The 26,197-nt window shown below is 62.7% G+C and carries 24 protein-coding genes; 7 read left to right on the plus strand and 17 right to left on the minus strand.

What is annotated here, in order from left to right:
- Nucleotides 1–32: 32 nt before the first annotated feature.
- Entirely contained in the window at nt 33–899 is an 867-nt protein-coding gene (locus AC0L2Y_RS10410; RefSeq protein ID WP_473555871.1) for an RNA methyltransferase, read from the minus strand.
- A gap of 207 nt (nt 900–1,106) precedes the next feature.
- Here AC0L2Y_RS10410 and AC0L2Y_RS10415 point away from each other — a divergent pair, with 207 nt between their 5' ends.
- On the plus strand, nt 1,107–2,318 hold the full coding sequence (locus AC0L2Y_RS10415) for an NADP-dependent isocitrate dehydrogenase (protein ID WP_473555873.1): 1,212 nt from the start codon (nt 1,107–1,109) through the stop codon (nt 2,316–2,318).
- An 11-nt stretch (nt 2,319–2,329) separates the two neighbouring features.
- Nucleotides 2,330–2,956 (plus strand): glutathione S-transferase family protein, encoded by a 627-nt coding sequence (locus tag AC0L2Y_RS10420; protein ID WP_473555875.1) that lies wholly within the window; start codon nt 2,330–2,332, stop codon nt 2,954–2,956.
- A 120-nt stretch (nt 2,957–3,076) separates the two neighbouring features.
- On the opposite strand, the gene AC0L2Y_RS10425 is transcribed toward AC0L2Y_RS10420, so the two are convergent.
- From AC0L2Y_RS10425 to recA, 3 genes are all read right to left on the minus strand, one after another.
- Nucleotides 3,077–3,871 (minus strand): PhzF family phenazine biosynthesis protein, encoded by a 795-nt coding sequence (locus AC0L2Y_RS10425; RefSeq protein ID WP_473555877.1) that lies wholly within the window; start codon nt 3,869–3,871, stop codon nt 3,077–3,079.
- Nucleotides 3,872–3,935: 64 nt separating this feature from the next.
- Nucleotides 3,936–6,602: an alanine--tRNA ligase gene (gene alaS, locus AC0L2Y_RS10430; RefSeq protein ID WP_473556072.1), complete on the minus strand. Its 2,667-nt coding sequence runs from the start codon at nt 6,600–6,602 to the stop codon at nt 3,936–3,938.
- A 259-nt stretch (nt 6,603–6,861) separates the two neighbouring features.
- Nucleotides 6,862–7,959, minus strand: a complete 1,098-nt coding sequence (gene recA, locus AC0L2Y_RS10435; RefSeq protein WP_023674696.1) for a recombinase RecA — start codon at nt 7,957–7,959, stop codon at nt 6,862–6,864.
- 278 nt (nt 7,960–8,237) lie between these two features.
- On the opposite strand from recA, the gene AC0L2Y_RS10440 reads away from it, so the two are divergent.
- Nucleotides 8,238–9,170 carry a PfkB family carbohydrate kinase gene (locus AC0L2Y_RS10440; protein WP_473555879.1) on the plus strand — a complete coding sequence of 311 codons (933 nt, stop codon included), beginning with the start codon at nt 8,238–8,240 and terminating at the stop codon, nt 9,168–9,170.
- A 34-nt stretch (nt 9,171–9,204) separates the two neighbouring features.
- On the opposite strand, the gene AC0L2Y_RS10445 is transcribed toward AC0L2Y_RS10440, so the two are convergent.
- On the minus strand, nt 9,205–9,528 hold the full coding sequence (locus AC0L2Y_RS10445; protein ID WP_473555880.1) for a TfoX/Sxy family protein: 324 nt from the start codon (nt 9,526–9,528) through the stop codon (nt 9,205–9,207).
- Nucleotides 9,529–9,619: 91 nt separating this feature from the next.
- Here AC0L2Y_RS10445 and AC0L2Y_RS10450 point away from each other — a divergent pair, with 91 nt between their 5' ends.
- Entirely contained in the window at nt 9,620–10,117 is a 498-nt protein-coding gene (locus AC0L2Y_RS10450) for a GFA family protein (RefSeq protein ID WP_473555883.1), read from the plus strand.
- Between the two features lie 300 nt (nt 10,118–10,417).
- On the opposite strand, the gene sufA is transcribed toward AC0L2Y_RS10450, so the two are convergent.
- From sufA to AC0L2Y_RS10490, 8 genes are all read right to left on the minus strand, one after another.
- Nucleotides 10,418–10,798, minus strand: a complete 381-nt coding sequence (gene sufA / locus AC0L2Y_RS10455; protein WP_352492473.1) for a Fe-S cluster assembly scaffold SufA — start codon at nt 10,796–10,798, stop codon at nt 10,418–10,420.
- Nucleotides 10,799–10,887: 89 nt separating this feature from the next.
- Nucleotides 10,888–11,388, minus strand: a complete 501-nt coding sequence (locus tag AC0L2Y_RS10460) for a DMP19 family protein (RefSeq protein ID WP_473555884.1) — start codon at nt 11,386–11,388, stop codon at nt 10,888–10,890.
- Nucleotides 11,389–11,406: 18 nt separating this feature from the next.
- The gene (locus tag AC0L2Y_RS10465) at nt 11,407–11,799 is read right to left on the minus strand and encodes an SUF system Fe-S cluster assembly protein (protein ID WP_292663164.1); all 393 of its coding nucleotides are present in this window, start codon (nt 11,797–11,799) and stop codon (nt 11,407–11,409) included.
- A gap of 5 nt (nt 11,800–11,804) precedes the next feature.
- Nucleotides 11,805–13,046, minus strand: coding sequence for a cysteine desulfurase (locus AC0L2Y_RS10470; RefSeq protein ID WP_473555886.1), 1,242 nt, complete (start codon nt 13,044–13,046; stop codon nt 11,805–11,807).
- A 105-nt stretch (nt 13,047–13,151) separates the two neighbouring features.
- Nucleotides 13,152–14,420: a Fe-S cluster assembly protein SufD gene (sufD, locus tag AC0L2Y_RS10475; protein WP_473555888.1), complete on the minus strand. Its 1,269-nt coding sequence runs from the start codon at nt 14,418–14,420 to the stop codon at nt 13,152–13,154.
- 43 nt (nt 14,421–14,463) lie between these two features.
- Entirely contained in the window at nt 14,464–15,219 is a 756-nt protein-coding gene (gene sufC / locus AC0L2Y_RS10480; protein WP_023674687.1) for a Fe-S cluster assembly ATPase SufC, read from the minus strand.
- Between the two features lie 29 nt (nt 15,220–15,248).
- A complete protein-coding gene (sufB, locus tag AC0L2Y_RS10485) occupies nt 15,249–16,766 on the minus strand; it encodes a Fe-S cluster assembly protein SufB (protein ID WP_473555890.1) in 1,518 nt (505 codons plus the stop codon).
- 188 nt (nt 16,767–16,954) lie between these two features.
- The gene (locus AC0L2Y_RS10490) at nt 16,955–18,133 is read right to left on the minus strand and encodes a cysteine desulfurase family protein (protein ID WP_473555892.1); all 1,179 of its coding nucleotides are present in this window, start codon (nt 18,131–18,133) and stop codon (nt 16,955–16,957) included.
- A 237-nt stretch (nt 18,134–18,370) separates the two neighbouring features.
- Between AC0L2Y_RS10490 and AC0L2Y_RS10495 the strand changes: the two genes are divergently transcribed.
- Both AC0L2Y_RS10495 and AC0L2Y_RS10500 read left to right on the plus strand, forming a co-directional pair.
- A complete protein-coding gene (locus AC0L2Y_RS10495) occupies nt 18,371–19,045 on the plus strand; it encodes an alpha/beta hydrolase (RefSeq protein ID WP_023674683.1) in 675 nt (224 codons plus the stop codon).
- Nucleotides 19,046–19,051: 6 nt separating this feature from the next.
- Nucleotides 19,052–19,720 carry an FMN-binding negative transcriptional regulator gene (locus tag AC0L2Y_RS10500; protein WP_352492480.1) on the plus strand — a complete coding sequence of 223 codons (669 nt, stop codon included), beginning with the start codon at nt 19,052–19,054 and terminating at the stop codon, nt 19,718–19,720.
- A 41-nt stretch (nt 19,721–19,761) separates the two neighbouring features.
- Here the strand turns inward: AC0L2Y_RS10500 and AC0L2Y_RS10505 are convergent, their stop codons facing one another.
- From AC0L2Y_RS10505 to AC0L2Y_RS10515, 3 genes are all read right to left on the minus strand, one after another.
- Nucleotides 19,762–20,094: a lipid-A-disaccharide synthase N-terminal domain-containing protein gene (locus tag AC0L2Y_RS10505; RefSeq protein WP_023674681.1), complete on the minus strand. Its 333-nt coding sequence runs from the start codon at nt 20,092–20,094 to the stop codon at nt 19,762–19,764.
- Complete coding sequence (locus AC0L2Y_RS10510; protein ID WP_473555895.1) at nt 20,087–20,815, minus strand: glycosyltransferase family 2 protein; 729 nt, start codon at nt 20,813–20,815, stop codon at nt 20,087–20,089. Before AC0L2Y_RS10510 ends, AC0L2Y_RS10505 begins: the two co-directional genes overlap by 8 nt.
- Nucleotides 20,816–20,893: 78 nt before the next feature.
- The gene (locus tag AC0L2Y_RS10515; protein ID WP_473555897.1) at nt 20,894–21,118 is read right to left on the minus strand and encodes a hypothetical protein; all 225 of its coding nucleotides are present in this window, start codon (nt 21,116–21,118) and stop codon (nt 20,894–20,896) included.
- On the opposite strand from AC0L2Y_RS10515, the gene tyrS reads away from it, so the two are divergent.
- Complete coding sequence (gene tyrS, locus AC0L2Y_RS10520) at nt 21,105–22,370, plus strand: tyrosine--tRNA ligase (protein ID WP_473555900.1); 1,266 nt, start codon at nt 21,105–21,107, stop codon at nt 22,368–22,370. The genes AC0L2Y_RS10515 and tyrS overlap by 14 nt on opposite strands.
- 376 nt (nt 22,371–22,746) lie before the next feature.
- Here tyrS and AC0L2Y_RS10525 read toward each other — a convergent pair whose 3' ends face one another.
- Nucleotides 22,747–26,124 carry a hypothetical protein gene (locus AC0L2Y_RS10525; protein ID WP_473555901.1) on the minus strand — a complete coding sequence of 1,126 codons (3,378 nt, stop codon included), beginning with the start codon at nt 26,122–26,124 and terminating at the stop codon, nt 22,747–22,749.
- Between the last annotated feature and the right edge of the window lie 73 nt (nt 26,125–26,197).

Below are 26,197 nucleotides of genomic sequence, written 5' to 3' on the forward strand. Positions count from 1 at the left end.
CGGTTACTGGTGAGGTATGGGAAGTTCCGAGGCTAGTCTTTGTCTTTCGCCCTCGCAGCGCGTGCTGCGGCGGCCGGGAGCCGCCTTGGATCGTCGCCGGGCGATCCGTCGCCGCGCGGCATGGCCGGCGAGAACCTGTCCAGCGATGATATGATACCGCGCAGCACCTTGAGCTCCGGCTCGGCAAAACCGGGGCGGGTCAGCACTGCGCGCAAATTGTCGACCATCTTCGGCTTCTTCGCTGCCGGGCGGAAATAGCCGCGCGCCTCGAGTGCACCTTCCAGATACGCAAATAGGCCGTGCAATTCTTCCTTGGCAGCCGGCGGCATTTCGGGGCCGGAGAAGTTGGTCCTGGTCTCGTCTTCCAGGCCGGACTTCATCCATTCATAGGACATCAGCAGGGCCGCCTGGGCGATGTTGAGCGAGGAGAAGGCTGGGTCGACGGGGAAGGTGACGATCTCGTCGGCGAGGCCGACCTCGTCATTATAGAGGCCGAAGCGCTCGCGGCCGAACAGGATGCCAGTGCGCTGGCCGGCCCGCTGCCGCGCCCGCAGCGCCCTGCCCGCCTCGACCGGACCGCGCACCGGCTTGAAATTGTCGCGTGCGCGCGCCGTGGTGGCGAAGACGAAGTTCAAATCGGCAACCGCCGAGGCCAGGTCGTCGAACACCGTGACGGCATCGATGACGTGGTCAGCGCGGCTTGCGGCGGCACGCGCCTTCTCGCTTGGCCAGCCGTCGCGCGGATTGACGAGCCGCAGCTCGGCAAGGCCGAAATTGGCCATGGCGCGCGCAACCATGCCGATATTCTCGCCGAGCTGCGGCTCGACCAGGATGATCGCCGGTCCGGACGCTGGAGTTCCGGAGGCAAGAGGGTTGTCGGGATCCTGGGTGGCGGTCATGGCTGTCAATGAGCTGCTGTTTGCGGCATTTCGCAGTCCCCTGCCACATTTGGCAGCGAAAATGAAGCTTTGGCAGGGAATGCCGGCACTAACGGCGCGGTTCGCCGTTTGCGCGGCCAAAAAGCCTTTGATATACGGGCCGCATCCCAGGGCCGGCAGCCGTGCGGGCAAGGCCGTTCCGTTCCCCAAAAGCGAGGCATTCTTTCCATGGCGAAGATCAAGGTGGCGAACCCGGTCGTCGAACTCGACGGCGACGAGATGACCCGCATCATCTGGCAGTTCATCAAGGACAAGCTGATCCACCCTTATCTCGACCTCAAGCTCGAATATTACGACCTCGGCATCGAGCACCGCGACGCCACCAACGACCAGGTGACCATCGATTCGGCCAACGCCATCAAGAAATACGGCGTCGGCGTGAAATGCGCGACGATCACGCCCGACGAGCAGCGCGTCGAGGAATTCAAGCTGAAGAAAATGTGGAAGTCGCCGAACGGCACCATCCGCAACATCCTCGGCGGCACCATCTTCCGCGAGCCGATCATCATGAAGAACGTGCCGCGGCTGGTGCCCGGCTGGACCAAGCCGATCATCGTCGGCCGCCACGCCTTCGGCGACCAGTACCGCGCCACCGACTTCCGCTTTCCCGGCAAGGGCAAGCTGACGATCAAGTTCGTCGGCGAGGACGGCCAGGTGATCGAGCACGACGTGTTCGACGCACCCGGCGCCGGCGTCGCCATGGCCATGTACAATCTCGACGAATCGATCCGCGAATTCGCCCGCGCCTCTCTGAACTATGGCCTGCTGCGTAATTACCCCGTCTACCTCTCGACCAAGAACACCATCCTCAAGGCCTATGACGGCCGCTTCAAGGACATCTTCCAGGAGGTCTACGAGGCGGAGTTCGAAGCCGAATTCAAGGCGAAGAAGCTCTGGTACGAGCACCGGCTGATCGACGACATGGTGGCCTCCAGCCTGAAATGGTCGGGCGGCTATGTCTGGGCCTGCAAGAATTATGACGGCGACGTGCAGTCCGACACGGTGGCGCAAGGGTTTGGCTCGCTCGGCCTGATGACCTCGGTGCTGATGACGCCGGACGGCAAGACCGTCGAGGCGGAAGCCGCGCACGGCACCGTCACCCGCCACTATCGCCAGCACCAGAAGGGCGAGGAGACCTCGACCAATTCGATCGCCTCGATCTTCGCCTGGACGCGCGGCCTCGCACACCGCGCCAAGCTCGACGACAATGCCGAACTGAAGCGCTTTGCCGAGACCCTGGAAAGGGTCTGCATCCAGACGGTCGAGTCCGGCTTCATGACCAAGGACCTGTCGCTGCTGATCGGCCCCGACCAGCCCTGGCTTTCGACCACCGGCTTCCTCGACAAGATCGACGAGAATTTGCAGAAAGCAATGACCTGAGCCCAATCCACATGGGCAAGCCCGTCGTCTACGGCGTGGATTACAGCGTCTATGTGCGCATCGTCCGGCTGGTGTTAGAGGAAAAGGGCGTCGGCTACGAGCTCGTTCCCGTCGACATCTTTACCGCGGACGGCATTCCCGGCTGGTACTTCGAGCACCAGCCGTTCGGCCGCATCCCGGCCTTCGAGCATGACGGCTTTCGCCTTTACGAGACCGGCGCGATCGCCCGTTACGTCGACGAAGCCTTTGACGGCCCGGCACTGCAGCCGGTCGAAGCCCGGCGTCGAGCACGCATGAACCAGATCACCGGCCTGCTCGATGCCTACGCCTACAGGGCCATGGTCTGGGATGTGGCGGTCGAGCGGCTGGAAAAAACGCCGCCCGACGAAGCCGTGATCGCCAACGGTTTGCGGCAGGCGAGAACGACGCTGCAGGCGCTCTCTTCGCTGAAAGCCGAAGGGCCTTGGCTGTTGGGGACGGACCTGACGCTGGCCGACCTGCACGCCGCGCCAATCATCGGCTATTTCGTCAAGGTCGCCGAGGGACAAGCCCTGCTGGCGGAGTTTGCCGAGATTCGGGATTGGTATGCGCGCATCACTCAACGCGCGAGTTTTGCGAAAACCGAAAAGGCTGGGTGAGGAGACAAGCGTTCGGCAATAGGCCCTCTGGTGATTAGCGAAAGCCGAAGTGACATCCAATCTCCCCCTTGCGGGGGAGATCGGCAGCTTCGCCGAAGGCGACCCACTGCGAAATACCGCTCAATCGGGAAGGTAGATCTTCGCCTTCATGAAGGTCTTCGCACGGCCTGTGATCAGCACGCGATCTCCGGCCAGTTCGCATTGCAAATGCCCGCCGCGCTGCGAGCATTGGAATGCCGACAGATGCGTCTTGCCGAGCTTTTCAGCCCAGTACGGCACCAGCGTCGCATGAATGGAGCCGGTTACCGGATCCTCGGGAATGCCCGCCCCGGGCACGAAATAACGCGAGACGAAATCGTGGGCTCGCCCAGCCGCGGTAATAACCAGGCCGAGAGGATGAAAGGTTCCGATCCTGAGCAGATCGGGAACGAAAGATCGCACGGTTGTCTCGTCGGCAAGCTCGACAAACAGGTTCTCGAAATTGCGGAAGCTCGCAACCGGCCGCTGAGGCAATATCGCTTGCAACGCCGAGTTCAGCTCTTCCTCGATGGGCTGCGGCGGAAAACACGGCAGATCGAGCTGATAGGTCTCTTCCCGCCGGGAAACCCGCAGCTCGCCCACCCGGGTGGCGAAGGCCATTTCGCCCTGACCATTGTATTCCGTAGCCAGCACATGGGCGGCCGCAAGCGTGGCATGGCCGCAGAAGTCGACTTCATGGACCGGCGTGAACCAGCGCAAATCCCAACCTCTGCCATTCGGCCGCACGAACGCCGTCCCAGCAAGATTGTTTTCGTTGGCGATGGCCTGCATTACCTGCTCCGACAGCCATTCCTCCAGAAGGAGAACGGCGGCAGGGTTGCCCTGGAAGGCCCGTTCGGCAAAGGCATCGACCTGATACATCGTCAGCGTCGGCATATCGGCCCTCAAAGATATCCGCTGGGCGGCGCGCCACTTCGGCCGTGCCGCCCCCGGTGCAGATTCACGCCGCTTCGAGAGCCGCTTTCACCGCAGCGATCGCGTCTTCGGCCTTCGAGGCGTCCGGGCCGCCGGCCTGAGCCATATCGGGTCGCCCGCCGCCGCCCTGCCCGCCCAATGCCGCAGACGCGACGCGCACCAGATCGATGGCGCTGAAGCGGCCGGTCAGATCATCGGTGACGGCGACGACGACGCTCGCCTTGTTGTCCTCGCCGGCGCCAACAAAGACGACGATGCCGGAGCCGAGCGACTTCTTGCCGGCATCGGCCAGCGGCTTCAGATCCTTTGGCGAGACGCCGGATACCGCCTTGCCGAGAAAACCGACACCGGCAATGGTTTCGTTTTCCGCAGGCACACCGGCTGGCGAGCGATCGCCGAGCGCCAGCTTCTTGCGCGCCTCGGTCAGCTCCTTTTCGAGCTTCTTGCGCTCGTCGAGCAGCGCCTCGACGCGGGCCGGCACATCGGCCGGCGAAATCTTCAGCGCGGCGGCGGCTGCCTTCAGCCGCTTGTCCTGTTCGTCGAGATGCTTTCTGGCCGCTTCGCCGGTCAATGCCTCGATGCGGCGCACGCCGGCAGCGACCGCGCTGTCGGACACAATGCGCACCAGGCCGATATCGCCGGTCGCCCTGACATGCGTGCCGCCGCATAGCTCGACAGAATAAGGCCGGTTGGCCTTGGCGCCATGCAAGCCCGTGCCCATCGAAACGACGCGCACTTCATCGCCATATTTCTCGCCAAACAGCGCCATGGCGCCCTCGGCAATGGCGTCGTCGACGGACATCAGGCGAGTGGTCACAGGGCTATTCTGAACGACGATCTCGTTTGCCATGCGCTCGACCTCTTCGAGCTCGTCCGGCGAGATCGGCTTGTTGTGGGAGATGTCGAAGCGCAGACGCTCGGGCGCGACCAGCGAGCCCTTCTGCGCCACATGGGTACCCAGCACCTCGCGCAGCGCCTCATGGATCAGATGCGTGGCGGAATGGTTAGCGCGCAGCCTGGAGCGGCGCGCGTGGTCCACCTTCAGCTCGACGGTCGCACCCGTCTTGACCGTGCCGTTGGCCACCTTGCCGAGATGGACGAAAAGCCCGTCGGCCTTCTTTTGGGTATCGGATATCTCGATCGAAAACCCGTCGCCCGAAATCACGCCGGTATCGCCCATCTGGCCACCGGACTCGCCGTAGAACGGCGTCTGATTGACAACCACGGCAACAGCGTCGCCCTTGCCGGCACTGTCGATGGTCTTGCCGTCCTTGACCAGCGCCTGGATGAGGCCTTCCGCCTGCTCGGTCTCATAACCCAGGAATTCGGTGGCGCCGTTCTCCTCACGCACCGCGAACCATACTGTCTCGGTTGCGGCCTCACCGGAACCAGCCCAGCTTTTGCGCGCCTCCGCCTTCTGCCGCTCCATCGCCTCGGTGAAGCCGGCAAGGTTGACCGAGATGTTGCGCTGGCGCAACGCATCCTGCGTCAGATCGAGCGGAAAGCCATAGGTGTCGTAGAGCTTGAACGCTGTTTCGCCATCCAGCATGTCGCCGGAGGCCAGCTTTTCCGTCGCCTCCGAAAGCAAGCCCAGGCCGCGCACCAGCGTCTTGCGGAAACGAGTTTCCTCAAGCTTCAGCGTCTCGGTGATCATCTGTTCGCCGCGCACCAGTTCCGGGTAGGCTTGGCCCATCTCGCGCACCAGCGCCGGCACCAGGCGCCACATCAGCGGATCGCGGGCGCCGAGCAACTGCGCGTGGCGCATGGCACGGCGCATGATGCGGCGAAGCACGTAGCCGCGGCCTTCGTTGGACGGCAGCACGCCGTCGGCGACCAGGAAGCAGGACGAACGCAAATGGTCGACGATGACGCGGAACGATGCGACGGTGTCCGCATCCGGACCTTTGCCAAGCGCCGACGATGCAGCGTCCATCAGGTGGCGGAACAGGTCGGTTTCGAAGACGCTTTCGACCCCCTGCAGGATGGAGGCCATGCGCTCCAGGCCCATGCCTGTGTCGATCGACGGACGCGGCAGATCGACGCGCTCGTCCTTCGTCACCTGTTCATACTGCATGAACACCAGATTCCAGAATTCGAGGAAACGGTCGCCATCCTCCTCGGGGCTGCCGGGAGGGCCGCCCCAGATATGCTCGCCACGGTCGATGAATATCTCCGAACACGGCCCGCAAGGTCCGGTGTCGCCCATTGCCCAGAAATTGTCAGAAGTCGCGATGCGGATGATGCGATCGTCCGAAAGGCCGGCGATCTTCTTCCAGTACGAGGCCGCCTCGTCGTCGGTGTGGTAGACGGTGACCAGCAGCTTGTCCTTCTTCAGGCCGAACTCCCTGGTGATCAGGTTCCAGGCAAGCTCTATGGCCCGCTCCTTGAAATAGTCGCCGAAGGAGAAATTGCCGAGCATCTCGAAGAAGGTCAGGTGGCGCGCGGTGTAGCCGACATTGTCGAGGTCGTTGTGCTTGCCGCCGGCGCGAACACTCTTCTGGGCGGTCGTGGCGCGCGAATAGGGCCGCTTCTCCAGACCGGTGAAAACGTTCTTGAACTGCACCATGCCGGCATTGGTGAACATCAGCGTCGGGTCGTTGCGCGGCACGAGCGGGCTCGACGCGACGACCTCGTGACCTTCCTTGCGAAAATAGTCGAGAAATGCCGACCGGATCTCGTTGACGCCACTCATGAATACTGCCTTTTCGAGAGAACCGCCGGCTGCCGGCGGAAAATAGACATGGCCTTTTAGCGGTCGCACCCCAGCCTGTCCAGAAACACCAAATGGGCCAAAATCCCGGCTCTCATCAGCGCTTTGAAACGCGTCTGAATCGCCGTCAAACGCGAACCGCCGGCACGGAGCCGGCGGTTCGAAACGCATCGATTACACAAACTCAGAATCAAAACATCAAATCCAAACCTGTCTGATGCTCCGCGAGACGTCGCTTGCCCTACATCACCCCGGCATCGTCCTCGAAGCCGTCGTCGCTGCTTTCGGAGCCGCCGTTTTCAAGGAATTTCTCGGCGATCAGCCCGGCATTCTGCCGCAACGCCAGCTCGATCTCACGCGCCGTGTCGGGATTGTCGCGCAGGAACAGTTTTGCGTTTTCGCGGCCCTGGCCGAGACGCTGCGAATTATAGGAGAACCAGGCGCCCGACTTTTCGACCACGCCGGCCTTGACGCCGAGATCGACCAGCTCGCCGGTCTTCGAGACGCCCTCGCCATACATGATGTCGAACTCGACCACCTTGAAGGGCGGCGCCAGCTTGTTCTTGACGACCTTGACGCGGGTCTGGTTGCCGACGACCTCGTCGCGATCCTTGACCGAGCCGATGCGGCGGATGTCAAGGCGGACCGAGGCATAGAATTTCAGCGCATTGCCGCCGGTCGTGGTCTCGGGCGAACCGAACATGACGCCGATCTTCATGCGGATCTGGTTGATGAAGATGACCATAGTGTTGGAGCGCGAGATCGAGGCGGTGAGCTTGCGCAGTGCCTGGCTCATCAGGCGGGCCTGCAGGCCGGGCAGCGAATCGCCCATCTCGCCTTCGATTTCCGCCCGCGGCGTCAGCGCCGCCACCGAATCGACGACCAGCACGTCGATGGCGCCGGAGCGCACCAGCGTGTCGCAGATCTCCAGCGCCTGCTCGCCGGTATCGGGCTGCGAGATCAACAGGTTTTCGAGATCGACGCCGAGCTTGCGGGCATAGACCGGGTCGAGCGCGTGCTCGGCATCGACGAAGGCGCAGATGCCGCCCTTCTTCTGGGCTTCGGCCACCGTGTGCAGCGCCAGCGTCGTCTTGCCCGAGCTTTCCGGTCCGTAGATCTCGACGATGCGGCCGCGCGGCAGGCCGCCGACGCCAAGCGCGATGTCCAGCCCAAGCGAGCCGGTCGGCACCGTTTCGATCTCGACGACCTGCTCGTTCGCGCCGAGCCGCATGATCGAACCCTTGCCGAAGGCACGCTCGATTTGCGACAGCGCCGCATCCAGAGCCTTTGATTTGTCCACCGCTTTGTCCTCTACAAGCCGCAAAGAATTCTGAGCCATGATACATCACCCCGTGGTCGTCAATGGAGGCCGGACAATCCCGCAATCCCTAAAAAGAATGTACCTCATTTGTTCTCATTTGTCAATGAGCGCCAAGGGTTTGAAAAATAACAGATATTCATATTTGTTCTATTTTTGTTTCGCAATTTTGCTTCCGGATGTATCCCGCCTCGCATGCGGCGCCGTTGCCGTCACCAACCGAATCGGAGCCGCGATTGCAGGGTTCCGCCCGGCGACCTAGTCTCCTCCCGGGCAACAGCAAAGGGCATTTTGCCGGCATGATGAAATCCCCGACGATCCTGGCCGTGGGCGGCGCCTATATCGAGCGGCGCGGCCGGGTTGCCGGCGCCTTCGTGCCGGCCGCTTCCAACCCCGGCACGATGCGCGAGCATGTCGGCGGTGCCGTCTTCAATGCCTTGCGCTGGGCGGTGCGGCGCGGCGTCTCGGCCTCGTTGCTTTCGGTGCGCGGCGGCGATGCCCTTGGCGACACGGTTTTACGCGCCATCACCGAGGCCGGCATTGCCGACCTGTCGGCGGTGTTCCTCGACCGCACGACGCCAAGCCATACGATGCTGGTCGATAGCGACGGCGGGCTGATCGCCGGCCTTGCCGACATGGTGCTCTACGAACTGGCGCTTCCCAAGCAGATCCGCCGCGCCAAGGTGCGGGAAGCGATCGGTTCGGCGGACGCGGTGCTGTGCGATGCAAACCTGCCGTCTTCCGCGCTGGAGCGGCTGGCGGCACTCGCCGCCGGCAAGCCGGTGTTTGCGCTTGCGGTCTCGCCCAGCAAAGCGGCGCGGCTGACGCCGGTGCTCGACCGTCTGGCCGTGGCGTTCATGAACCGGCACGAGGCCGGCGTGCTCGCCGGCGTTGACATCAATGCTGACGATCAAGGCGTCATCGACGGCCTGAGACGCGCCGGCCTGAAAAGCGGCGTGGTCACCGACGGCGACGGTCCATTGCTCGGTTTCGACCAAACCGGCGCGTTCTCGATCTCGCCACCGCCGCTACAAAAACGGACCAATGCTGCCGGCGCCGGCGACGCATTGGCCGGCGCCACGATCGCTGCCCTGCTGCGCGGCCTGACGCTGCGCGCGGCACTGCGCGAAGGCATTGCCGCCGCGGCGCTCGCCGTCGAGCGCGCCGCCTTCACCAGCGCCAGCTTTGCCGAGGCGCTGGCGCTCGTGCCCGAGGCGCGGGACCTGGTGTGAAATGCGGCCCGGAATTGCCGAAGCATGACGCAGCCTATTTGCCGGCGCGCAGTCCTGCCTCGTAGGCGCGGCGCGCCCAGATCGCCATCTCGTCTGGATCGTCGAAAGCGCTGTCGGGAACGCTCCAATAGGGCATCGACACGAGCTTGCCGTGGCGCGAGCCGGTGTAGGTCCATTGCCGGCACCCGGCCGCTTCGAAATCCGGGGCGCTTTCCGCGTCGGCCTTCAGCATCAATTCGCCACGGATGACGATGGCGACGATGACGCCGTCGAGATAGATGCCCTTGCCGCCGAACAGCTTACGGATGCTGACCGGGCCGAGGCCTTCGAAAAGCTCTTCTATGCGCTCGTTGTCCATGCGGCGATCATGTCACCCGGATTTCCCCTTGTCATCGACGCAACCGGCACCATCCTGACAAGTTCAGAATCAATTTCGTCGGAGTTTTTTCATGCCGCTTCTGCTCAAGGGGTCCTGCCGGTGCAATGCCGTGCATTTCGAGGTGGAAAGCCACACGCCGGTGCCGTTCATGCTGTGCTACTGCTCGATCTGCCGCAAGCAGCAGGGCGGCGGCGGTTTTGCCATCAATCTCGGCGCCGATTACGAGACGCTGAAAATCCAGGGCAAGCGCCATCTCGGCGTCTACCGCGCCGAGATCGAGGACGACGAGCACCCGCAACGCGAGATCTCGACGGGCGAGCGGAATTTCTGCACGAAATGCGGGACGGCGCTCTGGCTCTACGATCCGACCTGGCCGGACTTGGTGCATCCGTTTGCCTCGGCGATCGACACCGACCTGCCGAAGCCGCCGGAGAAGGTGCATCTGATGCTGAAATACAAGGCGAATTGGGTCGAGCCGGATATCGGCAAGGGCGACAAGGTCTTCGATGTCTACCCGGAGGAGTCGATCGCAGACTGGCACAAGCGAACGGGGATGTGGGTGGATTAGCTATTTGCGTGGCGCGGCGGGCGCTGGCGAATGCCGTGCCCAGGGGATGGACGAAACCTGTCCGTCGTCATCCTGGGGCGGAGCAAGGAGCGAAGCGACGCGGCGCAGACCCCGGGATCCATGCCGCGACTTCTGAGCGCTGCTGCGATGCAGAATTCTGCTCCGCTGCACTCTTCGGTTAAGGTTACGGCATGGATGCCAGGGTCTCCGCGACGGAGCTTCGCTCCTGCTTCGCCCAGGGATGACGAAGTTGCGAGGCCTCGGCCAATCTCGAACGTGTCGAGAGCTAGCGGTTTCCAATCAGGCCGAAGCGCGGGCCTCGGCCAGTGCCTTGAGGTCGGCCGGCTTCAACTCGACCGATTCGCCGCAGCCGCAGGCCGAGCTCTGGTTCGGGTTCTTGAAGGTGAAGCCGGTGCGCAGCGTCGTCTGCTCGAAGTCCATCTCGGTGCCGAACAGGAAAAGCGCTGCCTCCGGCGCGACATAGACATGGGCGCCGTCGCGCTCGATATGATCGTCCTTGGTGTTGGGTTCGGTCACCAGGTCGACCGTATATTCCATGCCGGCGCAGCCGCCCTTCTTGATGCCGAGGCGAATGCCGTGCGCATTCTCACGGGTCGCGACGATCTCGCGCACCCGGTCGGCGGCCTTTTCGGTCATGGTGATGACGGCGAAGCGCCCCATGTTTTCTTTCTCCACTTTCGCGCAGGTTCAAGGCCTGCGGAACGTCTCATACCTCAAAATGGTTACAACTGCGTCTTACTGCAAGGGGTTTATTGCCACTGCCCCTTCAACGCGGCTGTTGCGTATGCGTCCAGCGCGACAACGGCGGAATCCTGGTTATTTTCCTCCAACGTATAAAAAGCATCATCCAAGGCTTCAAAAGTTATGCCGTCGCCGACGCTTTTACCTACCAAATCCATCCTTACCGACCTGTCTTCGGGGAAATACTCTCCAAACAATGCACAAGCTTGGCGAGTCAAGTCTGCATGTCGCTCCAAGCCCATTGCAACAAAACCCTGAATAGCGCCGCTGACGGTTATTCCATAAGAATTATAAAAATATTGCCAAAAGCCGCCGTTTAGAACCTGCCAATGCAATAGTTCTACGCAGAGTACATTCTTTATTGGCACGGGTATTTTTGAAATAACTTTATGGTATTCGGCAGGCTCGTCGAGTGCTTCCAGAACTGGATCGCCCCAAAGCTCTACGACTCTCGCCGAAGGCGGAATGTCACCATCGGGCAGTTCGGTCGGCAAGGCATCATCAGCCATCAAATTTTGCCCCGAGGCTCAATACCACCCAACCGCCACCTGCGCCTCTTCCGACATGCGGTCGGGCGACCAGGGCGGGTCGAAGGTCATGTTGACCTCGACGCCGGAGACGCCTTCGACGGCGCCGACGGCGTTTTCGACCCAGCCCGGCATTTCGCCGGCCACCGGGCAGCCCGGCGCGGTCAGCGTCATGTCGATCTTGACCGAGCGGTCGTCCTCGATGTCGATCTTGTAGACGAGGCCGAGCTCGTAGATGTCGGCCGGGATCTCCGGGTCGTAGACCGTCTTCAGCGCCGAGACGATGTCGTCGGTCAGCCGCGCCAGTTCGTCGGCGGGAATCGTCGATCCGGAAACCGCCGCATTGGTCGTCGTTTCCGAAGCGGTCTCGGCGGTGTGGCTGGCATCATCCATGATCGTCACCCGAAGAACTTTCGCGCCTTTTCCAGCGCATCGGCCAAAGCATCGACTTCGGCCCTGGTATTGTACATGCCGAACGATGCCCTGCATGTGGATGTTACGCCGAAGCGTTTCAACAGCGGCTGGGCGCAATGCGTGCCGGCGCGGACAGCCACGCCCTGCCGGTCGATGACCATCGACACGTCATGGGCGTGGATGCCCTGCAGCTCGAACGAGATGATGGCACCCTTGCCGGGCGCATCGCCGAAGATGCGCAGCGAGTTGATGGCGCGCAGTTTTTGATGCGCATAATCCTTCAGATCGGCCTCATGCGCGGCGATGCGCTCGCGGCCGATCTTTTCCATGTATTCCAGCGCCGCACCAAGCCCGATCGCCTGGACGATCGGCGGCGTGCCGGCCTCGAAACGGTGCGGTGGATCGTTGTAGGTGACGATGTCTTGCGTCACCTCCTCGATCATTTCGCCGCCGCCCATGAACGGGCGCATGCGCTCCAGAATGTCCTTCTTGCCGTAGAGCACGCCGATGCCCGACGGGCCGTAGACCTTGTGGCCGGTGAAGACGAAGAAGTCGCAGTCGAGATCCTGCACGTCGATCGGCATATGCACGACGCTCTGGCTGCCGTCGACCAGCACCGGAATGCCGCGGGCATGCGCGATGCGCACGATCTCCTTGATCGGCGTCACCGTGCCCAACGCATTCGACATATGCGTGATGGCAACCAGCTTCGTCCGGTCTGTCAGCCGCTTTTCGAATTCCTCGATGTGGAAGACGCCGAGATCGTCGACCGGCACCCAGACCAGCTTGGCGCCCTGGCGCTCGCGGATGAAATGCCATGGCACGATGTTGGAATGGTGCTCCATGATCGAAAGCACGATCTCGTCGCCTTCGCCGATATTGGGCATGCCGAAGCCGTAGGCGACCGTGTTGATCGCCGCCGTGGTGTTCGAGGTGAAGACGATGTTGTCGGTGCTCGGCGCGTTGAGAAATCTCTGTACGATCTTGCGCGCGTTCTCATAGGCGTCGGTCGCGGCATTCGACAGGAAATGCAGGCCGCGATGGACGTTGGCGTATTCCTGGGAATAGGCGTGCTGGATAGCGTCGAGCACGGCCTGCGGCTTCTGCGCCGAGGCGCCATTGTCGAGATAGACCAGCGGTTTGCCGTAGACTTGGCGCGACAGGATCGGGAAATCGCGGCGGATCGCCTCGACGTCATAGGGGATGTTTTCGACTTTCTGGTCCATCACAAGCTCTCTCGAGGCACCGCCTCATTCCGTCCAGCACCCCTCATCCGTCTCGGCGCTGCGCGCCGATCCACCTTCTCTCACAAGGGGAGAAGGTCAGGCGCTCTACCCGTGCGCCACGAACCAGTTGTCGAGACGTGCTTCCAGCGCCTCGACGATGGCCTCGTCATCCAGTTCCTCGATCACCTCGGCGACGAAGGCCTTGACCAGCAGGCCGCGCGCGGTCTTCTCGTCGATGCCGCGCGCCATCAGGTAGAACAGATGGCTGTGGTCGATCTCGGTGACGGTCGCGCCATGGCCGCAGACGACGTCGTCGGCAAAGATTTCCAGCTCCGGCTTGGTCGAGAACTCGCCGTCGTCCGACAGCAGAAGCGTGTTGCAGGCCATCTTGGCGTTGGTCTTCTGCGCATATTGGTGGACGTTGATGCGGCCCTGGAAGACGCCGCGCGCTCTGCCGGTCACCACATTGCGGATGACTTCGGTCGACGCGGTGTGCGGCACGGCATGGTCGAGCACCATGGTGACGTCGGTATGGGTGTCGCCGGCGAGCAGATTGATGCCGCGCAGCGTGAATTCGGCGCCCTCGCCGGTCGTCTTCACAACGACCTCCTGGCGCACCAGCTTACCGCCGGCATTCATCACGAACAGTGTCAGTTTCGAATTCTTGCCGAGATGCGCCTTGAACTGGGCGAGATGCGTTGCCGTATCCGGCTGCTCCTGCACGACCAGCCATGTCACTTCGGCGCCCTCGCCAAGCACAAGCTGGCTGACCGAACTGACCAGCGCCGCCCCCTCGCCCGCCTGGCGCTCGACGATAACAGCCCTGGCGCCGGCACCGACACGGATGGCCAGGCGTACATGCGTCTGGCCACCGGCCTGCAAATTCTGCAGTTCGAGTGGCTTTCCCAGTTTGGTACCGTCAGCGATGTCGACGAAATACCCGTCGACAACAAAGGCAGTGTTCAGCGCGCCTATGGCGTCGTCGCTGCCATAGGAATCCAACCCAGGTGCTGCGCTGCCGTCGGTCAGCTTCTCCGACAGGCGCTGCACGACAACGCCTTCGATATCGGGCAGTTTCGTACTCGACACGCCGTTCAGCACCGGCAAAACGCTGGAGCCTTCGACGATGGGCGCAATGGCTTTCGCGACCGCTGCCGGATCGAAGTCCGGCACCGAGGTCAGCAGCCGGCGCAGGTCCGTATAGTGCCAGGATTCGATGCGCCGCGTCGGCAGGCCGCTCTTGATCGCCTCGATGGCGTCGTCGCGCTTCAGCATCACCGCGCCGTCGCCGGGCAGCAGCGACAGCCGCTCGCCAAAGGCGTCGATCAGCGCCGTTTCGGCCAATGTTCGCTGGGGTGTCGTGTGCATATTCATCAGTATCGCCTTGTTTGGCTTGCCTTCCGGGCCTGCTGGCATCTCACGCGGCTTGCCCGATCACGCCGGCATAGCCATTGGCCTCGAGGTCGAGCGCCAGCGACTTGTCGCCCGACTTGATCACCTGGCCCCTGTAGAGCACGTGCACCGTATCCGGCACGATGTATTGGAGCAGGCGCTGGTAGTGGGTGATGACGACGATGGCCCGGTCCGGCGAGCGCAGCGTGTTGACGCCGTCCGCGACGATCTTCAACGCGTCGATGTCGAGCCCGGAATCGGTCTCGTCGAGGACACACAGCTTCGGCTCCAGCAGCTTCATCTGCAGGATCTCCGCGCGCTTCTTCTCGCCGCCGGAAAAGCCGACATTGAGCGGCCGCTTCAGCATCGCCATGTCCATGTTGAGCGAGGCCGCCGCTTCCTTCACGCGCTTGAGGAATTCCGGGATTTTTAGCGGTTCCTGGCCGCGCGCCTTGCGCTGCTCGTTCATCGCAACTTTCAGGAATTCCATGGTCGCCACTCCCGGTATCTCCATAGGATACTGGAAGGCGAGAAAGATGCCCGCGGTAGCGCGCTCGGCCGGATCCATTTCGAGGATCGACTGGCCGTTGTAGAGGATGTCGCCTTCGGTGACCTCATAGTCCTCGCGGCCGGCGAGGATGTAGGACAGCGTCGATTTCCCCGAGCCGTTCGGACCCATGATGGCGGCAACCTCGCCAGCCCTGACCGTCAGGTTCAGGCCGCGAATGATCTCGGTGCCGTCATCGACGATACGGGCATGGAGGTTTCTGATTTCAAGCATTTTTTTCTTTCCTGAAAATTCTTATCCGGTCAGCCGACCGAGCCCTCGAGGCTAATCCCGATCAGCTTCTGCGCCTCGACCGCAAACTCCATCGGCAGCTGCTGGATGACATCCTTGACGAAGCCGTTGACGATCAGCGCGATCGCCTCTTCCTCCGGGATGCCGCGCTGCATGACGTAGAATTTCTGGTCCTCGGAAATCTTCGAGGTGGTTGCCTCATGCTCGAACTGCGCGGTCGAATTCTTGGCTTCCATGTAGGGCACGGTGTGTGCGCCGCATTGGTCGCCGATCAGCAGGGAATCGCAATTGGTGAAGTTGCGGGCGTTGGTCGCCTTGCGGTGCGCCGATACCTGGCCGCGATAGGTGTTCTGCGAGAAGCCGGCGGCAATGCCCTTGGAGATGATGCGGCTCGACGTGTTCTTGCCGAGATGGATCATCTTGGTGCCGCTATCGACCTGCTGGTAGCCGTTCGAGACGGCGATCGAATAGAACTCGCCGCTGGAATCGTCGCCGCGCAGGATGCAGCTCGGATATTTCCAGGTGATGGCGGAGCCGGTCTCGACCTGCGTCCACGAAATCTTCGAACGATGGCCGCGGCAGTCGCCGCGCTTGGTGACGAAATTATAGATGCCGCCCTTGCCTTCGGCGTCGCCGGGATACCAGTTCTGCACCGTCGAATATTTGATCGCGGCATCGTCGAGCGCGATCAGCTCGACCACCGCGGCATGAAGCTGGTTCTCGTCGCGTTGCGGGGCCGTGCAGCCTTCGAGATAGGAGACGTAAGCCCCCTCCTCGGCGATGATCAGCGTGCGCTCGAACTGGCCGGTGTTCTTCTCGTTCATGCGGAAATAGGTCGACAGTTCCATCGGGCAGCGCACGCCCTTGGGCACGAAGACGAAGGAGCCGTCGGTGAACACGGCCGAATTCAGCGTCGCGTAGAAATTGTCGGAGGTCGGCACGACAGAACCGAGATATTTCTTCACCAGCTCCGGATGCTCGCGGATCGCTTCCGAGATCGAGCAGAAGATGACGCCGGCCTGCGCCAGCTCCTTCTTGAAGGTGGTGACGACGGAGACCGAATCGAACACCGCGTCGACGGCGACGCGGCCCGACTTGTAAACGTTGTCGCTGGCTTCCTCGAGCTCCGACGCATCGGTCTTCTGCACGCCGGCGAGGATTTCCTGTTCCCTGAGCGGAATGCCGAGCTTCTCATAGACCTTCAGCAGTTCGGGATCGACCTCGCTGAGCGAGGTCGGCCCGGGCGTGCTCTTGGGTGCCGCGTAATAATAGAGATCCTGGAAATCGATCTTGGGATAGTGGACGCGCGCCCATTTCGGCTCGTCCAGCGTCAGCCAGCGGCGATAGGCTTCCAGGCGCCATTCCAGCATCCAGGACGGCTCGTCCTTCTTCGCCGAAATGAAGCGGATAATGTCTTCACTCAGGCCCTTGGGGGCCTTGTCCATCGCGATTTCGGTCTGGAATCCGTATTTATACTGGTCGACATCGATCTTTCGGACTCGATCGATCGTCTCCTGCACAGCAGGCATCAGCGTTCTCCATCCACGCCGGGGTCAAGGCCCGGCAGTTTTCAAACTATGGCACCGCAAACGAGCACCCTTGGGCACCCGAAGCAGCGTAAGTTTCATATAGTGCGTTCATGCCGCAAATTCACCCGGCCAAATGCGAACGCACGGCTCTACCAGGCCACAAGGGCCCAAATATTCCGTTGCCGCGCTCAGGCGGCCTTTTCCCTGTTTGCCTTTTCCGTACCGGCTTGCCGCGCGACGATTGTCGCCAGCGCCGAACGAAACAGCTCGATATCTTCAGCGCTGGTCGCGTGGCCGATGGACACGCGCAACGCGCCGAGACTGTCGCCATAACCCATGGCTTTCAGCACGTGACTAGGCCCGACTTTGCCCGACGAACAGGCCGATCCAGCCGACAGAGCCACACCGGCAAGGTCGAAGGCGATCTGCGCCGTCTCGGCCTTGATGCCGGGAATAGCGAAGAACGTGGTGTTGGCAAGTCTTGGCGCGCCGGTCCCGAAGATTTCGGCGTCCGGAACAAGCGTTTTCACGATCGCCTCGACTTCGTCGCGGCGCTGCCGCACCGCTTCGATCGTTTGCAACCCGGCAAGCGCCTCGCGCGCTGCCGCGCCAAACCCTGCAATCGCCGCCAGGTTTTCGGTGCCGCCGCGATGGCCTTTTTCCTGGCCGCCGCCGCTGACCAGCGGTCTTGGCATCGTCAGGTCCGACGCCGCGATAATGGCGCCGACGCCCTTGGGGCCGCCGATCTTGTGCGACGACAGAATCAAATAGTCTGCGTAACCCGCTGACATATCGAGCGGAATGCGGCCGGCAGCCTGCACCGCATCGACAACCAGGATGCCACCCGCCGCCTTGGCGATTTCGGCAATGCGGCCAATCGGCTGGATCACGCCGGTCTCATTGTTGGCGGCGTGGATCGCGACCAGCGGCAAACCGTCGGCCTTGTCACGCGCACTAAGTGCTGACGCCAGGACGTCGAGCCTGACGATGCCGTCGGCATCGACGCCGATCCGCGTTACCTGCCCCGCGGGGAAGCGCCCGCCATTGAGCAGGCAGGGATGGTCGGCCTCGGACACGTAAAGCCGGCTCATGCGGACGGCGCCGCGCCCCATCTGCCAGTCCGGCGTCAGCAGCGTCGAGGCCGCTTCCGTCGCGCCGGAGGTGAATACGACATGCTCGGCTTTGGCGCTGACCAGTCGCGCCACGTCGCGCCTGGCGTCTTCGATCAGCCGCCGCGCAGCGCGGCCCTCGGCATGGACCGAGGACGGGTTGGCGGCGATGTCGAGCGCAGCGACCACCGCCGCGCGCGCCGAGGCAAGCAGCGGCACGCTGGCGTTGTAGTCGAGATAGGCGCGTGCTCCGGCCATTTGCGTCCAACTGGTCCCTTCAAAAGCCGTTCCGCGAAGATAGCGCGTTATTTCCTTGAAATTGCAAGGCAAGACGTCCTATTTACGCGGCTTGCGGCGTGGGTGGCCGAGCCACAGCTTTTGGCCGCCCAGTTTTGAACAATTCTAAACTAGCTTCTAGAAAGACGCTCGCCCTGCGTCAAGGCCTAGGGAAAGTTGTTCCGGGCGCCGCGCAATTTATGCCAAGTGGAGTATTTCATGCCTGAGGTCATTTTCACCGGTCCGGCCGGCCGCCTGGAGGGTCGCTATCAGCCCTCGAAGGAAAAGAGCGCGCCGATTGCCATCGTCCTGCACCCGCACCCCCAGTTCGGCGGGACGATGAACAACAAGATCGTCTACGACCTCTTCTACATGTTCCAGAAGCGCAATTTCACCACGCTGCGCTTCAATTTCCGCGGCATCGGCCGCAGCCAGGGCGAGTTCGACCACGGCACTGGTGAGTTGTCCGACGCCGCCGCGGCGCTCGACTGGGTGCAGTCGCTGCATCCGGATTCCAAGAGTTGCTGGGTTGCCGGCTATTCGTTCGGCTCGTGGATCGGCATGCAGCTTCTCATGCGCCGGCCCGAGATCGAGGGCTTTATCTCGGTCGCGCCGCAGCCCAATACCTATGATTTCTCGTTCCTGGCGCCATGCCCGTCGTCCGGCCTGATCATCCATGGCGATGCCGACAAGGTCGCGCCGCCGAAGGACGTGCAGGGCCTGGTCGACAAGCTGCACACGCAAAAGGGCATTACCATCACCCAGAAGACCTTGCCCGGCGCCAACCATTTCTTTGCCAACCATGCGGAGCTTCTGATCGAGGAATGCGCGGACTATCTCGATCGCCGGCTGGCCGGGGAACTGTCCGACCCACGGCCGAAGCGGCTGAGATAATCGGCGATGTACCAACCACCCCACTTTCAGGAAACACGGCCGGACGTCCTGCACGGGCTGATCCGGGCGCATCCGCTTGGCCTGCTGGTGTCGAACGGCACCGAGGGGCCGGTCGCCAACGCAATTCCCTTTCTTCTAGACGCGCCCTCCTTGCTCAACGCGGATGTGCCGCCGAATGGCAGGCTGCGCGCACATCTGGCGAAAGCCAATCCGCAATGGCGGCTTTTGGCCGACAATCCCCTGGCGCCGGTGCTGGTCGTCTTCCAGGGCGCCGACGCCTATGTGACGCCGTCCTGGTATGAGACCAAGCGTGAAACCGGCAAAGTGGTACCGACCTGGAACTACGCCATCGTCCAGGTGCGCGGCATCGTCACGGTGATCGAAGACCAGGATTGGCTGGCCGAGCAGATTTCCGATCTGACGATGTCGCAGGAGGGCAACCGCTCGGCGCCATGGGCGGTAACCGACGCTCCGGCACCCTTTATCCAGTCGCAGATCAAGGGCATCGTCGGCCTGGAGATCGCAATCACCGAAATCAGCGGTAAATGGAAAGTCAGCCAGAACCGCCCGGCCGCCGACCGCGTCGGTGTCGCCGAGGGGCTCGAGAGCGAGACTGCCAACTCGGCCGACATGGTCCGGCTGGTAAGGTCCTACGGCGGGCTGGACGGCAAGTAATCTGGATTGCTTGCTCGACCGGTTTCAGGCCGGTCGCGGGCTCAATCGACCTTGGTCATCGCCGCCTTTCGCTCGTTGGCGATCAGCCAGAGATTGCGGATATAGATCAACAGGCCCATGGCCTGGCCGGCGATGAACACCGGATCCTGACGCTGGATGGCATAGATCAGCAGCAGGCCACCGCCGAACAGCGAAAAGAACCAGAAGGCGATCGGCACGACGCTGCGCTTGGCCTTTTCCGACGCCACCCACTGCACCAGAAAGCGCATGGTGAAGAAGAACTGGGCGACGAAGCCGAGCAGAACCCAGGCATCGAATTGCTTGACGAAAACATCGTGAAGCCAGGTCGCCAATTCCTGAAGCACGTTACCCATGCCTGATTTCCTCTACTTTGGGCATCCTGCGGCGCCTGCGGCGCAGCCACCAGACGCCGGCAAGATCGAGCACGCCCTGAAGGCCGCGATCGAAGATGCCGTAATTCGATTTGCCGTGACGGCGGGAGCGGTCGACGACGTCGCAATGGACGACGCGGTAGCCCTCCTGGATGACCAGCGCCGGAACAAAGCGGTGGGTGCCGTCGAAGAACGGCAATTTCCTCAAAATGTCGGTGTGGATCGCCTTGAGGCCGCAGCCGGTATCCCGCGTCTCGTCGTGCAGGATGGCTTTTCTCAGCCCGTTGGCGAAACGCGACGCCAGCTGCTTGATCTTGCTGTCGCGGCGCTTCAGACGCTGTCCCTGCGCGGCCCCGACTTCGGGACCAGCCTGCCGCAGTGCGTCGATCAACACTGGGATATAGCCGGGGTCGTTCTGGCCGTCGCCGTCAATGGTGGCGACGATATCGCCGCGCGCCGCCCAGGCGCCTGAGCGCACCGAAAGCGACTGTCCGGCGGATTTTTCATGCCTGAGATGGCGCAGCGGAAACCGGCGAAGCGCTGCTTCTGCTGCAAGCACCGAAGGCGTATCGTCTGTCGAGCCATCGTCGACGACAATGACTTCGAAGTCCCGCCCGGCCATGGCAATGGCGATCTCGTCGAGCAGAAGCGGCAGGTTCGCCGCCTCGTTCCGGCAAGGAATGACGATGGATATCTCCGGCATCTCGACTCTGTCACAGGATATGGCATTCGATCGATGCCGCGCGGTCCAGAGGAAGAGCCCCGCTGGCGCGGCGCCTCATTACGCCAGCCGAAACAATGACGCAAGCAGGCCGCACGCTATCCGCGCGGACGCGAAAACCGGATTCCACTTTTGCTGATCGCACAAAGCCATCCGAAGCGCGATCGGACACAAAACCGGATTCCACTTTTGCTGATCGCGCTTGAGTGCTAAACGCCCGCCTTCATGCATAGCCGGGCCGCGTTCGGCCGGAAGCTTTTCGGGAAAGAAAATGTCCGCCTTCAAATCCGATTTCCTGCGCACGATGAGCGAGCGCGGTTTCATCCACCAGACCTCGGACGATGCCGGCCTCGACCAGCTTTTCGCGACGGAAACGGTGAGCGCCTATATCGGCTTCGACGCAACCGCGAGGAGCCTGCATGCCGGGTCGCTGATCCAGATCATGATGCTTTACTGGCTGCAGCAGACCGGCCACCGGCCGATCGCCCTGATGGGCGGCGGCACCTCGATGATCGGCGATCCGTCGTTCAAGGACGAGGCGCGCAAGCTTTTGACGCCGCAGGACATCGAGGACAATCTCGCCGGCATCCGCCGCAACTTCACGCCTTACCTCAAATTCGGCAGCGGCCCGAACGACGCCGTCATGATCAACAATGCCGACTGGCTGATGGACATCAACTACGTCAATTTCCTGCGCGATGTCGGCCGGCATTTTTCGGTCAACCGCATGCTGGCCTTCGATTCGGTCAAGCTCCGGCTGGATCGCGAGCAGTCGCTGTCGTTCCTAGAATTCAACTACATGATCCTGCAGGCCTACGACTTCGTCGAACTCTACAAACGCCTCGGCTGCCGGCTGCAGATGGGCGGCTCCGACCAGTGGGGCAACATCGTCAATGGCATCGATCTCGGCCATCGCATGGAAGGCGCGCAGCTTTATGCGCTGACGACGCCGCTGCTCACCACCTCCTCCGGCGCCAAGATGGGCAAGTCGGCCTCGGGCGCAGTCTGGCTCGATGCGGAGATGTTGAGCCCGTACGAGTTCTGGCAATATTGGCGCAACACCGAGGATGCCGATGTCGGCCGTTTCCTGAAGCTCTACACGACCTTGCCGCTCGCCGAGATCGCACGTCTCGAACGGCTCGGCGGCTCGGAGATCAACGAAGCCAAGAAGATCCTCGCCACCGAAATCACCGCCATGCTGCATGGCCGCGAGGCGGCGGAGGAGGTAGCCAAGACAGCAGAAGCGCTTTTCGAAAGAGGTCAGTCAACCGAGTCATTGCCGACAGTAACAATCGACAAAGGAGAGGATGACAGATGGCAATTTGGCAGGTCGAATGCTGCAATTGCGGTCGCGTCCGGGCTTGTGTCATCTAACTCGGAAGCTCGGCGCAAGATGGCGGAAGGTGCTCTACGCATCAATGACAGGGTCGTCACCGATCCGAACGAAATTGTCTTGTGGACCGACCTGTACGAAAACACCGGAGCATTCAAAGTTCAACTGGGGAAGAAGAAGGTCGTTCTGGTGCGGCCGATCTAACGCCTGCTGAGGCTTAGGTGAAACCTAGCCGGGGACGGGCGCAAGCAATGGATCGCTGCATTCCTCGGCCACTGTAACGGCATGGATCCTAGGGTCTCCGCGACGTCGCTTCGCGCCTGCTCCGCCCTAGGATGACGAAGGCATGGTGGCTCAAGGCTAGTCGCGGATGTCGGAGAGCGAGGCGGTCGCGTGGCGGCCGATGGCAAAGCAACCTTCGAGATTGGCTGAAACCACCCCTCGCTTCGTCATCCTAGGGCGGAGCAGGCGCGAAGCGACGTCGCGGAGACCATAGGATCCATGCCGTTACCTCTAGGCGCTGCTACGCTGAACAGCACCTCACCCGGCCTTTTCGCCTCACCCCCCTCACCTACCCATCTCAGCGATATTCAAAGATCGACCGGAAAATCCCGGGCGCGATCACCGATAGCGGATTGACCTCGAGGATCGGCTTGTTGGCGTTGCCCTTGAGCCGGTAGGTGACGCCGATCAGGCCGCGGTCGCGGCCGTTGCCGAGCAGCGCGCCGATCAGCGGCAGTTCGCCGAAGATGCGGTTTACGCCGTAGGCTGGCATGAACGTGCCGGTCATGTCCATATTGTTGTTCTGGTCATAGAGCGTGCCTTGGAAGGTTGTGCCGATGCGCGGACCGCGCAGCACGCCGTTGCGCAGCTTCAGATAGCCGCTGCCCTTCTCGATCTCGCTGAAACCGCGCTCGAACTTCACCCTCGATGTGTCGAGATTGCCTTTGACCGCCTCGTTGAGGCTGCGGCTGTCGCCGGCCGGCGTCGTCGACACGATCGAGGCGAGCTTCGGCTCGTTGACGACAACGAAATTCCTGGCGTCGACCTGGCCTTTCAGCGGACCGTCGCCGGCCCCGGTGAGCGCCAGCGTGATCGAGCCGCCTTCCATATGCTCGTAGATGTTGAGGAAGCGCAGTATGGCGCCGGCATCGGCCGACTTCATGTTGAGCGTTCGCAGGCCGCCGCCGGTGGTGTTGCTGACGGTGATCGCGGCTCCCGAACTTGCCGTGGCGCTCACCTTGAGCCCGTTCACCCGGGAGCCGGCGGCGCTGTAGTCGAGCTTCAGATTCGACAGCACCTCGTCGTGGAAGCCGGTCAGGGAGCTGACGTCGGCGCTGACCGAGATCGCATCGACGCCGGTGGTCTTGGTGGCGGTGTCGACGTCGGACGTGAATTGCTTGATCAGCGAGCGTGCGTCCAGCGCGCTGCCGCTGACCTCGACCGCATAGGCCTTGCCCGACCGCTTCACCGAGACGGCGACGTCGTCGCCCCTGTTCAACGTGACCTTGCTGAACCGGGCCGAGGACAAGGCGCCGTTGACCAGCACCGCGCTGCCATCGATGGAGAAGGTCTTGCCGTCGAGTTCGAAATTGGACAGGGTCGTGGTGTCGCCGGTCTTCGCCATGGCGAAGACGACCTTGGCGGGAATGCCGGGGCCCTTGCTCCAGCCGGCCCAGGGAATGTCCAGCCTGGCATTGGTCAGGTCCGCCGACACGTTCTGGTTGCCGGTGCCGCTCTTGTCGATTGCCACCTTGATGGTCCCGGAAAGCAGCGTCGACAGGCCAGGCATGGCGGTGGCGCGCGTCTTGTCGTCGAGCACCAGCGCTACTTTACGACTGCGCGGCGGGCCGCCATCCCTGAGCGGCTCGATCAGGTCGAGCTCGGCCGGAATGCCGTTGAGCAGCGCCTCGGCCGAGATCACCGCCCGGTCGGGCGCGACGGTGATCGCGCCATCGGCATGGCTGATCGTCTGGCCCTCAAACGGCTTGCCCAGCGACAGGTCCTTGTAGTCGAGCGCCACCAGCCAATCGAGTTTGGAAGAGTCGACACCGGACTGCAGCGGAATATCGGCCTTGACGTGGCCGGTCACCGTGCCGGACAGGTCGTCCGGCAGCAGGCCGACATGGCGCATGGCGTTGATCGGGTCATAGGATGCCAGCTCGGCGATTGCCGGCGCCTCGCCGGCGACATCGATGTCGAGCGCGCCGATCACCGGCGGATGGTTCGCCGCCTTGACGGTAAGCGTGCCGTTGCTCGCCGCCACCGTGCGGCCGCTCGGCATATAGACGCTGCCCGACGACAGCGCGACATCGACGTCGTTGCCGTGGAAGCCGACGACGCCGACGGCATCGCGGATCGGCGGGATGCGGCCGGCAGTGTCGAAGCGCGATCCTTCGACCTGGAATCGGCCGAACACTTCATCGGCGGAAAGCGGCACGCCGTTGCCGAGCCGTCCGGGCACGACCTGGAATTGCAGGCTGCCGTCGACGACGCGGCCGCCGAACAGGTTCTTAAGCACCCACAGCCTGGCATTGCGCGCCGAAAACCATGGCCATAATTGCTTGACGTGCGAGACCGGCATGTCGTGGACATTGAGCGCCACCGATATGCCCGGCGCCTGGTTGGCGACGAATGCAACCGAAGCCGTGCCCAGCACTTCGCTGCCCGGTCCGGACCGGACGCCGATCTGCTCGGCGACCAGCTTTTGGCTCGTCGGCTGGTAAACGCCGGCGATACGGGCAATGAAGCTGAGTGCCGGCTCCGGCGAATCCGAAGGCGCCAGGGTCGAACCGTCGCTGGTCAGGTCGTAACGATAGGATGGCTCCTCGCCCGCTGTGCCGGTGGCCGGCTTCGGCCCGATCGAACCGGCGAAATCGAAGGTCGAGCGGCCGGTTTTCACCAGCAAACTGTCGACCTGGATTTTATTCGACCCGGCGACGAGCGTTGCATCGAGATCGATGTCGGCCGGAAGCAGGCCGCGCGAACCGAGATCGAGCACCGATCCGGTCAGCGACAGGGCAGCGGTCAGCCGCGAACCGTTGTCGCCGGTCCCTTCCGACCCCGCCAGCTTCAAGGCGATCGCACCCAATTTGCCACCTGCCGCCGCAGTGTCGGCGTCCGCCGCCTGGATGCTGGCGTCCAGCGTGGTGATGCGTCGCGTCGCCGGATCGCGGGTGGCGGAAGCGGCGATGGTAAGCGCCCTGCCGTCGACATCGGCGTCGGATGAAAGCTCCATGCTTCCCGGTCCGGACTGCGAGACGGAGGCGTCGGCGATGGTGACCGACTTGACCGATCCGGTCTCGGGCAGTGCCAACTCGACGTTGCGCAGATCGATCTGGCGCATCGAATCCTCGCGCACCGCATCGAGCGCGCGATTGAGATTGGCGAAGACGGCGGCGGAAAGTTTTTCCGGATCGATGAGGCCGTCCTGGTTGCGCAGCCCGGCCGTCCAGTCGCCGCCGGACGGCATCGCCGCCATGACGATGTGCGCGTCGGAAATCCGGGCACTGGTCAGCCGTACCTCGCCCGAAAGCAGCGGGATCAGCCGGATGCCGAAGCGGACCCAGCCGGCATCGGCCATCGGTTTTCCGTCGGCGGTCTTGAGGCTGACGTCGCTGACCTGCAGCGCAATGAAGCTCGACCCGTCAAGCGTCAGCCGGGCCGGCCCGACGGCAACGTCGACATCGAAGCCGGCCAATTTCTCGATTGCCGTTTCGGCTTCCGCGCGAAGCCGCTCCGAGCCGAAGCCGGACACGCCGATCGCATAGACGCCGGCGGCGGCCAGCAGCACAAGGGCGAAGAGGCCGGCAAACAGCCGCGCCATCAAACGAACGCCGCGACCGATCGACGCCTGCCCAAGCGGCGGGACGCGGCACGCGGACGGAAAGGTTCCCAGGTCGGTGATCTCGTCACGCCTGAACCTGATCTTCTCGTGCTGCGGCAGCTCCTGATCCACGCAATCTTCCGTTGAAACGAATTCGATCGTGGACGAATCCCCGCTCGATATTATATCGGTGCAGCCTGGCGCG

The sequence above is a fragment of the Mesorhizobium sp. WSM4830 genome (assembly GCF_055811495.1).

Coding starts and splice junctions, on each gene's coding strand:
- AC0L2Y_RS10410 (WP_473555871.1), bottom strand. CDS start 899: ATGACCGCCACCCAGGATCCCGACAACCCTCTTGCCTCCGGAACTCCA.
- AC0L2Y_RS10415 (WP_473555873.1), top strand. CDS start 1,107: ATGGCGAAGATCAAGGTGGCGAACCCGGTCGTCGAACTCGACGGCGAC.
- AC0L2Y_RS10420 (WP_473555875.1), top strand. CDS start 2,330: ATGGGCAAGCCCGTCGTCTACGGCGTGGATTACAGCGTCTATGTGCGC.
- AC0L2Y_RS10425 (WP_473555877.1), bottom strand. CDS start 3,871: ATGCCGACGCTGACGATGTATCAGGTCGATGCCTTTGCCGAACGGGCC.
- alaS (WP_473556072.1), bottom strand. CDS start 6,602: ATGAGTGGCGTCAACGAGATCCGGTCGGCATTTCTCGACTATTTTCGC.
- recA (WP_023674696.1), bottom strand. CDS start 7,959: ATGGCTCAGAATTCTTTGCGGCTTGTAGAGGACAAAGCGGTGGACAAA.
- AC0L2Y_RS10440 (WP_473555879.1), top strand. CDS start 8,238: ATGATGAAATCCCCGACGATCCTGGCCGTGGGCGGCGCCTATATCGAG.
- AC0L2Y_RS10445 (WP_473555880.1), bottom strand. CDS start 9,528: ATGGACAACGAGCGCATAGAAGAGCTTTTCGAAGGCCTCGGCCCGGTC.
- AC0L2Y_RS10450 (WP_473555883.1), top strand. CDS start 9,620: ATGCCGCTTCTGCTCAAGGGGTCCTGCCGGTGCAATGCCGTGCATTTC.
- sufA (WP_352492473.1), bottom strand. CDS start 10,798: ATGGGGCGCTTCGCCGTCATCACCATGACCGAAAAGGCCGCCGACCGG.
- AC0L2Y_RS10460 (WP_473555884.1), bottom strand. CDS start 11,388: ATGGCTGATGATGCCTTGCCGACCGAACTGCCCGATGGTGACATTCCG.
- AC0L2Y_RS10465 (WP_292663164.1), bottom strand. CDS start 11,799: ATGGATGATGCCAGCCACACCGCCGAGACCGCTTCGGAAACGACGACC.
- AC0L2Y_RS10470 (WP_473555886.1), bottom strand. CDS start 13,046: ATGGACCAGAAAGTCGAAAACATCCCCTATGACGTCGAGGCGATCCGC.
- sufD (WP_473555888.1), bottom strand. CDS start 14,420: ATGAATATGCACACGACACCCCAGCGAACATTGGCCGAAACGGCGCTG.
- sufC (WP_023674687.1), bottom strand. CDS start 15,219: ATGCTTGAAATCAGAAACCTCCATGCCCGTATCGTCGATGACGGCACC.
- sufB (WP_473555890.1), bottom strand. CDS start 16,766: ATGCCTGCTGTGCAGGAGACGATCGATCGAGTCCGAAAGATCGATGTC.
- AC0L2Y_RS10490 (WP_473555892.1), bottom strand. CDS start 18,133: ATGGCCGGAGCACGCGCCTATCTCGACTACAACGCCAGCGTGCCGCTG.
- AC0L2Y_RS10495 (WP_023674683.1), top strand. CDS start 18,371: ATGCCTGAGGTCATTTTCACCGGTCCGGCCGGCCGCCTGGAGGGTCGC.
- AC0L2Y_RS10500 (WP_352492480.1), top strand. CDS start 19,052: ATGTACCAACCACCCCACTTTCAGGAAACACGGCCGGACGTCCTGCAC.
- AC0L2Y_RS10505 (WP_023674681.1), bottom strand. CDS start 20,094: ATGGGTAACGTGCTTCAGGAATTGGCGACCTGGCTTCACGATGTTTTC.
- AC0L2Y_RS10510 (WP_473555895.1), bottom strand. CDS start 20,815: ATGCCGGAGATATCCATCGTCATTCCTTGCCGGAACGAGGCGGCGAAC.
- tyrS (WP_473555900.1), top strand. CDS start 21,105: ATGTCCGCCTTCAAATCCGATTTCCTGCGCACGATGAGCGAGCGCGGT.